Source organism: Aeromonas sp. 25-AL00135, assembly GCF_054052385.1.
In genome coordinates, this window is record NZ_JBSTYQ010000035.1 from 1 (window position 1) to 8937 (window position 8937).

An 8937-nucleotide genomic window follows, 5' to 3' on the forward strand; every position below is an offset into this window, starting at 1 on the left:
TCGAGTCAAGCCTTATTTTCGAAGGTTTTTCGAGGTTATCGACCAGGTTGTTTGCGTTGCCGCTTGCCCTGTCGATGGAGGCGCATTATAGGGAACAGATTCTTTCTGGCAAGGCTAAATTGCATGTTTTTTTGATAAAACCGAACAACCGTTCAAACAGCAAGCAAAATGAAGAAAGTTTGAGCTAAATCACACATTCTGGAGGCAGATGACAGGCAAGCCCCTTCTCAACTCATATAAGCCATTTCGGATTGTTGACGCGCCAGCCAAAGCTCCTCCATCTCCAACAAGGTTTGATAGATTTTCTCCGCCTGCTCTGGTCGGCTGAACAGATAGCCCTGCCCATACAAGTGGATATCGGTCAGAGATCGCAATACATCCAACTGCGCCTGTGTCTCAATCCCTTCACACACCAGGCTCTTGCCCAGCATCGACCCCATCCGGCAAATATTGGCGACCAGTTCGGATGCCTCCATTGAAGTATCAATGCCCTGTATAAAGGAGCGGTCGATCTTCACCTTGCTAACCGGCAGTTTTTGCAGATAACTCAAAGAGGAATAACCAGTCCCAAAATCATCCAATGCCAACAGCACCCCCTGCTGATTGAGATCCTGCATCAGTTGCAGCGAGTTCTTCACTTCGCGCATGGTGGTATCTTCCGTGACCTCCAGGACCAGACTACGGGCAGGCAAATGGTGCTCCATCAATGCCTTGGCCACCAGTTTGAGCAAATTACGCTGGTACATGCCTGGCGAGATATTCACACACATTTGCAGATCAACCATACCAAGCTGGTGCCATTGATAGAGCTGCTCGCAAGCTGTGTTCAGCACCCAGCTCCCAACCCGCTCGGCAAGCTGGAACTCCTCGGCCACCATGATCACTTCGTTTGGCGGAATGAAGCCGAGTTCCGGATGCCGCCAGCGCAGCAGAGCCTCGACAGCTTCACAGCGGCCACTCTCGAGATTGACGATGGGTTGGTAATAGAGTTCCAACGCATTGTGTTCCAGCGCCATGATCATATCCGACGCCAAATGTTTACGCCGCGCCGTCTCGTTGAGCAGGGAGTTATCGTAAATCACATAGGGGGCATGGGTCTTGCGACTATGGAACAGGGCTTGTTCCGCACGACTCAACAGCTCCTGAGTCTTGTCGCTGTCCATCGGATAGAAGGCAATCCCGATCCCGACTTCAAGCCGGAAGGGATAGTTGTCATAGACGATATCTTGCTTCAGCGCATGCAGCAATCGCGCTACCAGCTCCCTGACCTGACGCAGATCGCTGCTGCCACGCTGAATAATGGCAAATTGATCTCCCCCCAGACGTCCGCTCCACTCCCCCTCTTCACAGAGCACTCTGATCCGGGTGGCAAACTCACAAAGCAGATAATCACCGGTGTCATAGCCAAACTTGCTATTGATATCCCTGAAGTCGTTGATATCGACCAGCACCAGTCCAAACGGCACTTCCTGTGTGGCGTACAGCTCCATCCGCTCCAGCAGAGCAACCCGATTGGACAACCCGGTCAGCGGATCCCGTCTGGCCGCTCTGAAATGACGACGCCCTTCATATATAAGCAGCATGCTGAGCAGCAGCACTGACATGACCAGACCGGAGACCATCAACAACAAGGCATTGCGCAATTGGCCAAAATGGCGATCGTTCTCGGAATAGACGTTGATGTTCTTCTGCATCACAGAAGCGAGGGAGTAGGAGAGCGGCTCTTGCAGCGGGGCAAGGCGCATCATGACCTGCTGATAGTCAGATGCCCCGCTTTGCAACTTGGTGATGTCGGGCTCTATTTGGCGAATATTGGTTTCAATCAGCTGCACCAGACGCAAGGTTTTCTGCTTGTCCTGCATGCTCTTGCGCAGCTGGCCGCTCAACAGGATGGGCGTTCTGCTCCAGAGAATGTCATAACGCAGCATCAGGGTGTCATGATCAATCCCGCCATAGTGATAGACCTCTACCGCATTGAGGAAACGACCGAGCTCCAGCTGCAACTGCATCAGCGCCCAGGAGACATCATAGGTGTATTTCTCCATCGCTCTGGTCGCATTCTGGATCTGCATCAGGCAATAGAGGGTGCTCCCGGTAAACGACAGGATGGATATATACAGAATGACGAGCAGTGGCCACGCCCTGGTCTTTCCTTTCACCCCATGCTCCCGTGCTGTTTTTATCAGTGCTGAATGTCTATCAAATCCAGTTGCCAGATCATCATGTCGGTATATTCGGATCGCTTCAATTCCGGATATTGATCAAGAGGCAGCATAAACCAGACCGGCCCCTTGTCACGCACCCGCATGACAGCACCATTGTCTTCCCATGCGAGAATGGGCTCGTATTTGGCAACCTTGTCCCATTCAATACGGATCTGGAAACTGTTCAGTGCCGTCAACGTAATGGTCTTGCCATCCGCACCGACTGCAGTCAATAGATCGGCCAGTTTTGGGCCTCTGTAGGTGTGCGGCTTATCCACCCACGGGTTGCCGGTCACTATCTCATGTTGCGGCAGAGCCTGCAGTTTGGCCAGATCAAATAACACCTTGCCATCAACTTCGTCTGCCGACCTGATGTTGCCACCCACTTTCAGGATCACCGGCCCAGTCAGCGCCTCAGCAGCCATCACCGGCATGATGATCAATGAACACAGTAGTGTCAGCCAACCAAACATTTTCATATAGCCCCCAGATTTGCTGTCTCAACAGACTCAGTTTAGCCAGATATAAAAAAACGGCTCGCCTTGAGCGAGCCGTTTGTCAAACAGAGCAAGGGGGATGATTACATCATGCCCATGCCACCCATGCCGCCCATGTCAGGCATGGCGGGGGTATCTTTCTTCGGCAGTTCGGTGACCATGCACTCGGTGGTGATCATCAGACCGGCGATGGAAGAGGCAAACTGCAGGGCGGAACGGGTTACCTTGGTCGGATCCAGGATACCCATGGCCAGCATGTCGCCATACTGTTCGCTATAAGCATTGTAACCGAAGTTGCCTTCGCCGTTCTTCACTGCATTGGCAATGACGGAGGCTTCTTCACCGGCGTTGATGACGATTTGACGCAGCGGGGCTTCCATGGCGCGCAGGGCAACCTTGATACCGACGTTCTGGTCTTCATTGTCACCGCGCAGACCAGCCAGTTTGGCGGCAACGCGAACCAGCGCGACACCACCACCGGCAACCACACCTTCTTCAACCGCGGCGCGGGTAGCGTGCAGGGCATCTTCAACGCGGGCTTTCTTCTCTTTCATCTCGACTTCGGTGGCTGCGCCAACCTTGATCACGGCAACACCGCCAGCCAGCTTGGCTACGCGCTCTTGCAGCTTCTCACGGTCGTAGTCAGAAGAAGTCTCTTCGATCTGCTGACGGATCTGGGCAACACGGCCTTCGATCACACCGGCATCACCCACGCCATCGATGATGGTGGTATTCTCTTTGGTGATGACGATGCGCTTGGCACGACCCAGATCTTCCAGAGTCGCTTTTTCCAGCTCCATGCCAACTTCTTCGGAGATGACAGTACCGCCAGTCAGTACAGCGATATCCTGCAGCATGGCCTTGCGACGGTCACCGAAGCCAGGCGCCTTGACGGCAGCCACTTTCACGATACCGCGCATGGTGTTGACCACCAGAGTCGCCAGGGCTTCGCCTTCCACGTCTTCAGCAACAATCAGCAGCGGCTTGCCAGCTTTGGCAACGCCTTCCAGCACTGGCAGCATTTCGCGGATGTTGGAGACTTTCTTGTCAACCAGCAGGATGAACGGGTCGTCCAGTTCAACGGAACCGGTCTCTTGCTTGTTGATGAAGTAAGGGGACAGGTAGCCGCGGTCGAACTGCATACCTTCAACAACTGCCAGCTCATCTTCCAGACCCTGACCATCTTCAACGGTGATGACGCCATCGCGACCCACTTTGTCCATGGCTTCGGCAATCAGCTTGCCCACTTTCTCGTCGGAGTTTGCGGAGATGGTGCCCACCTGAGCGATGGCATTACTGTCGGCGCACGGCTGGGACAGTGCTTGCAGCTCGGCAACAGCAGCCACAACGGCCTTGTCGATACCGCGCTTCAGATCCATCGGGTTCATACCGGCGGCAACGGCTTTCAGACCTTCGTTGACGATAGCCTGAGCCAGAACGGTTGCAGTAGTGGTACCGTCACCGGCGGCATCGTTCGCCTTGGAAGCCACTTCCTTGACCATCTGGGCGCCCATGTTCTGGAACTTGTCTTCCAGCTCGATTTCGCGCGCAACAGACACACCATCTTTAGTAATGGTCGGGGCGCCGAAGGACTTGTCCAGCACCACGTTGCGGCCTTTCGGGCCCAGAGTCACCTTGACGGCATCAGCCAGGATGTTTACGCCTTCCAGCATCTTGATGCGGGCTTCGTTACCAAACTTAACGTCTTTAGCTGCCATTTTTCTTCAATCCTTAAATCAATTCGGGGAAAAGGAGGATGGATTACTCTTCGACAATCGCCAGGATGTCGGTTTCGGAGAGGATCAGGACGTCCTGACCATCCAGCTTCTCGGTCTTCACACCGTAGCCTTCGTTGAAGATAACTTTGTCACCAACCTTCACGGCCAGCGCTTTGACTTCGCCATTATCCAGGATGCGACCAGTCCCCACGGCAAGCACTTCACCACGGGTGGACTTCTGGGCCGCAGTACCAGTCAAGACGATACCGCCGGCAGATTTGGCTTCAGCTTCGATGCGCTTGATGATGACGCGGTCGTGCAGTGGACGAATTTTCATCGATAACTCTCCCAAAATGAGTCTCATTGTTGCTTTGAGGAATGGCCGTTCCAGGCCAAATCGGATATGTCCCTGATGTGGGGCAGAGTTGCTAACCCTTCAAGGGCAAATACAAAAAAAATTTTTTCACGTACTATAAACATCTTCGATGGTTCAGCCATGTCCGCACTCTGGAGCAAGGTCGGTTCAAGCCGCCCGGTTTCCATGCCAGAACCTTCAAAGCCAGCTGTAGAGACGAGCCCTTGACCCGCACCAACCCCATGTTGACAGCCCCTATTCCGGTCGTACTGCGCCAGATGACGGGCCCCATGATCTTCGGCATCATCGCCATTCTGGCCTTCAATCTGGTCGATACCTTTTTTATCGGTATGCTGGGCACCGAAGCTCTGGCCGCCATCAGTTTTACCTTTCCTGTCACTTTTGTGGTTACCTCACTGGCGATGGGATTGGGCGCCGGATTGTCAGCGGTGATCGGTCATACCCTGGGGCAGGGCAAACACGATGAGGCGGCCCATCTCGCCACCGACAGCCTGTTTCTGGCGGTGATCATGGTGGCCCTGCTCTCAGCGGGGGGGGCTCTCACCATCAAGCCTCTGTTTACTCTGCTGGGGGCCAGTGCCGAGCTTATCTCCCTCATCCATGACTACATGCTGATCTGGTATCTCACCGTCCCCATGCTGGTGCTGCCCATGGTGGGCAATGCCGCCATCCGGGCGACCGGCGATACCAAAACCCCCAGTCTGGTGATGGCCGTAGCCGGGTTGGTCAACGGGGTACTGGATCCTCTGTTGATCTTCGGCATCGGCCCCTTTCCCGAGTGGGGGATCCGCGGGGCCGCCATCGCGACTTCTATCTCCTGGTTGATGGCGATGCTGGTCAGCCTCTATATCCTGCGTCATCGGGAAGGCTTGCTGCTGTGGCGCCTCTCGCCGCGGGCCCGGTTGCTGGCCCACTGGCGGGCGCTGCTCCATGTCGCCGTCCCCGCCTCTTTTACCAATATGCTCAACCCCCTGGCCAATGCGGTACTGATGACGATCTTTGCAGGACTGGGTACCGAAGTGGTGGCGGCTTATGGTGCCGCGTCGCGGGTCGAGGCACTGCTGCTGATTGTGATGATGGCACTCGCCTCCGTGCTGGCCCCTTTCATCTCGCAAAACTGCGGCGCTGGCAATCCGGCCCGCGCCAAGGCTGCGCTGCAAAGCTGCATGAGGTTTGCGTTGCTGTTCCAGCTCGCCATCTATGGCCTGACCTGGCTACTGGCGCCACTCATCGCCAAACTGTTCAGCGATCATCCGCAGGTCATTCGCCTCATCATTCTCTATCTGCATCTGGTGCCGATCGGTTACGGCTTTCAGGGCATGGTGATGCTGCTGGCCTCGGCACTCAATGGCGTGCGAGCATCCAGTATCTCGTTTTTGTTCAACGGATTGCGGCTGTTTGGTTTTCTGTTGCCAGGAGCCTGGCTGGGGGCAAAGCTGGGGGGAGAACAGGGGATATATCTGGGGATACTGCTGGCCAATCTGGCGGCGGGCACCCTCGCATGGTGGTATGCCCGACACCGCTTCGAGACCTTGTGCCATCAAGGCAAACCCTGATTCAGTCACTCGCCTCGGGTTTTCGTCTCGTCGATTACTCTTTGCGCTCAAATTCGCCTTCGATGGTGGTGCCGCCCTGCTTGGCGTTCCCCAGATGATCATCGGACGGTGCGTTGCCAAACGGCGATTGAGTACGCTGGAAGCCACCCATCTGCATCCGGAACTGGCTGCTGCCGATCAGCTTGTCAGCCAGTTTGTTACGCAGCCAGGGCTGCAGCAGCAGGACCCCGAAGAAGTCGGTGACGAAACCCGGGATAATCAGCAGCAAACCGGCCAACGCCAGCATCATGCCCCCCATCACCTCGCGGCCCGGCATCTCGCCCATCTGCATCTTTTGCTGGGCGCTGAACAGGGTCTTGATCCCTTCACTGCGCACCAGTGAGGAGCCCAATACCGCTGTCAGGATGAGCAAGCCGACAGTCGGCAGCGCCCCGATTACCGAGCCGACCTCGATCATCACGGTGAGCTCCAGCACAACCAGACCCACCAACAACAAAAACAACTTGCCCATATACACTCCAGCACCGGTAAATTGAGAAAAAGTGGCGCCCATCCAACGATGGTCAGAGGCGATTTTGCCGCCCCGTCATCACCACTTTCTGCCCTGAATAAATGGGGGCAGCCCCCCTATTTTCAAGTTGGCCAACTGACCCCTACGTCATCAGCAATCTAAAAAATCAGCAAAAAGTCACAAAAACTTATAAAAATCATCATGATAAAAACTTCATAACATATGTGTACTTTCCTCAAAGTAATTTGAAAATGTCGCAAATTTAGTGATCCACCTCTAATAACCGATACCTCAATTGGAGTAGTATATTGATTAGTTTTTCGGGAGGTCATTCTCCCAACCGCCCCACTCGATGTGTGGTGCTTCAGGATGAGCTGTGCGCAAGGAACTCGCGACCACTCGGTGAGGATTTTTCCATTTATCTGATTTCTGAGGCATTACAATGAGCGACATCAAGAACGTCCGCATTGAAGAAGACCTGCTGGGCACCAAAGAAGTTTCCAATGATCTCTACTACGGTGTGCACACCCTGCGCGCTGTCGAGAACTTCAAGATCAGCTCTCAGAAGATTTCTGACGTTCCGGAATTCGTCCGCGGTATGGTGCTGACCAAGAAGGCCGCTGCGCTGGCAAACGGTGAACTGGGTACCATCCGTCCTGAAATTGCTGACAAGATCGTAGAAGCCTGCGACCTGATGCTGAACACCGGCAAATGCTTCGACCAGTTCCCGGTCGACGTTTACCAGGGTGGTGCCGGCACCTCCGTCAACATGAACACCAACGAAGTACTGGCCAACATCGCCCTGGAAATCATGGGTCTGGAGAAAGGCCGTTACGACGTCATCAACCCGAACGACCACGTCAACAAGTGCCAATCCACCAACGATGCCTACCCGACCGGTTTCCGCGTTGCTGTGGTCAACAGCACCGACGTGACTCTGCACGCGCTGGAGCACCTGATCGCGGCATTCGATGCCAAAGCGAAAGAGTTCAAAAACATCCTGAAGATGGGTCGTACCCAGCTGCAAGATGCAGTTCCGATGACCCTGGGTCAGGAGTTCCACGCGTTCGCAGTGACCCTGCGTGAAGAGATCAAGTCCATCAAGCGTTGCCAGGAGCTGCTGCTGGAAGTGAACTTGGGCGCGACCGCCATCGGTACCGGTCTGAACACTCCGCCCGAGTACTCTGCACTGGCCATCAAGCGTCTGGCCGAGATCACCGGTCGTGCCTATGTGCCGGCAGAAGACCTGATCGAAGCGACATCAGACTGTGGTGCCTACGTCATGCTGCACGGCGCCATCAAGCGTCTGGCCATGAAGCTGTCCAAGATCTGTAATGACCTGCGTCTGCTCTCCTCCGGCCCGCGCACCGCACTGAAAGAGATCAACCTGCCGGAAATGCAGGCGGGTTCCTCCATCATGCCGGCCAAGGTCAACCCGGTTATCCCGGAAGTGGTCAACCAATCCTGCTTCAAGGTATTCGGTAACGACATCACCATCACCTTCGCCGCCGAAGCCGGTCAGCTGCAGCTGAACGTCATGGAGCCGGTGATTGGTCAGGCGATGTTCGAATCCCTGAGCCTGATGGAAAAAGCCTGTATTTCCCTGCGCGAGAAGTGCGTGGAAGGTATCACCGCCAACCCGGAAATCTGCATGAATCACGTGCTGAACTCCATCGGTATCGTGACCTACCTGAACCCCTTCATCGGCCACCACGAAGGGGATATCGTCGGCAAGATCTGTGCCCAGACCGGCAAGAACGTCCGTGAAGTCGTTCTTGAGCGCGGTCTGCTGAGCGCCGAGCAGCTGGACGAAATTCTCTCCATCGAGAACCTGATGAACCCGCAATACAAAGCCAAGCGTTTCACCCGCGAAGCTGCCGTATAAGCGAGTGTGGGCCGGGATCTTCCCGGCCCATAAAGTCAGTTCCCGATTGGTCTTTATCCCCAGCCCGATCGGGAATTGGCTTTTTGCCAAATAAAAACCATGTCTAGTCCTGAAATAGGTTTACACATTTTCAACTAGCATTTCTCTACTCAGAACCCCCTATGTACCGCATCGGGGGTTCTGTATTTCA

General features: G+C 54.9%; 8 protein-coding genes. 3 read left to right on the forward strand and 5 right to left on the reverse strand.

Going from position 1 to position 8937, the window contains the following annotated elements; genetic code table 11:
* Nucleotides 1-188, forward strand: a 188-nt coding sequence (locus tag ACW5XC_RS20210; RefSeq protein WP_456516111.1) for a hypothetical protein, incomplete at its 5' end; no start/stop codon positions are given.
* A gap of 39 nt (nucleotides 189-227) precedes the next feature.
* Here the strand turns inward: ACW5XC_RS20210 and ACW5XC_RS20215 are convergent.
* From ACW5XC_RS20215 to ACW5XC_RS20230, 4 genes are all read right to left on the reverse strand, one after another.
* Nucleotides 228-2159: a putative bifunctional diguanylate cyclase/phosphodiesterase gene (locus ACW5XC_RS20215; protein ID WP_042054320.1), complete on the reverse strand. Its 1932-nt coding sequence runs from the start codon at nucleotides 2157-2159 to the stop codon at nucleotides 228-230.
* A gap of 23 nt (nucleotides 2160-2182) precedes the next feature.
* Nucleotides 2183-2683 (reverse strand): molybdopterin-binding oxidoreductase, encoded by a 501-nt coding sequence (locus tag ACW5XC_RS20220; RefSeq protein WP_042054318.1) that lies wholly within the window; start codon nucleotides 2681-2683, stop codon nucleotides 2183-2185.
* A 101-nt stretch (nucleotides 2684-2784) separates the two neighbouring features.
* Entirely contained in the window at nucleotides 2785-4419 is a 1635-nt protein-coding gene (gene groL / locus ACW5XC_RS20225; RefSeq protein WP_005340575.1) for a chaperonin GroEL, read from the reverse strand.
* Between the two features lie 43 nt (nucleotides 4420-4462).
* The gene (locus tag ACW5XC_RS20230) at nucleotides 4463-4756 is read right to left on the reverse strand and encodes a co-chaperone GroES (protein ID WP_005340573.1); all 294 of its coding nucleotides are present in this window, start codon (nucleotides 4754-4756) and stop codon (nucleotides 4463-4465) included.
* Between the two features lie 260 nt (nucleotides 4757-5016).
* Here ACW5XC_RS20230 and ACW5XC_RS20235 point away from each other — a divergent pair, with 260 nt between their 5' ends.
* Nucleotides 5017-6351, forward strand: coding sequence for an MATE family efflux transporter (locus ACW5XC_RS20235; RefSeq protein WP_236738296.1), 1335 nt, complete (start codon nucleotides 5017-5019; stop codon nucleotides 6349-6351).
* A gap of 34 nt (nucleotides 6352-6385) precedes the next feature.
* On the opposite strand, the gene ACW5XC_RS20240 is transcribed toward ACW5XC_RS20235, so the two are convergent.
* A complete protein-coding gene (locus ACW5XC_RS20240) occupies nucleotides 6386-6862 on the reverse strand; it encodes an FxsA family protein (protein WP_042054399.1) in 477 nt (158 codons plus the stop codon).
* Between the two features lie 442 nt (nucleotides 6863-7304).
* Here ACW5XC_RS20240 and aspA point away from each other — a divergent pair, with 442 nt between their 5' ends.
* Complete coding sequence (gene aspA, locus ACW5XC_RS20245) at nucleotides 7305-8747, forward strand: aspartate ammonia-lyase (protein WP_005340569.1); 1443 nt, start codon at nucleotides 7305-7307, stop codon at nucleotides 8745-8747.
* The last annotated feature ends 190 nt before the right edge of the window (nucleotides 8748-8937 follow it).

Bases quoted from the DNA above. Each gene is read 5' to 3' on its own strand.
- ACW5XC_RS20220 (WP_042054318.1), bottom strand. From the start codon at position 2,683: ATGAAAATGTTTGGTTGGCTGACACTACTGTGTTCATTGATCATCATG.
- groL (WP_005340575.1), bottom strand. From the start codon at position 4,419: ATGGCAGCTAAAGACGTTAAGTTTGGTAACGAAGCCCGCATCAAGATG.
- ACW5XC_RS20230 (WP_005340573.1), bottom strand. From the start codon at position 4,756: ATGAAAATTCGTCCACTGCACGACCGCGTCATCATCAAGCGCATCGAA.
- ACW5XC_RS20235 (WP_236738296.1), top strand. From the start codon at position 5,017: ATGTTGACAGCCCCTATTCCGGTCGTACTGCGCCAGATGACGGGCCCC.
- ACW5XC_RS20240 (WP_042054399.1), bottom strand. From the start codon at position 6,862: ATGGGCAAGTTGTTTTTGTTGTTGGTGGGTCTGGTTGTGCTGGAGCTC.
- aspA (WP_005340569.1), top strand. From the start codon at position 7,305: ATGAGCGACATCAAGAACGTCCGCATTGAAGAAGACCTGCTGGGCACC.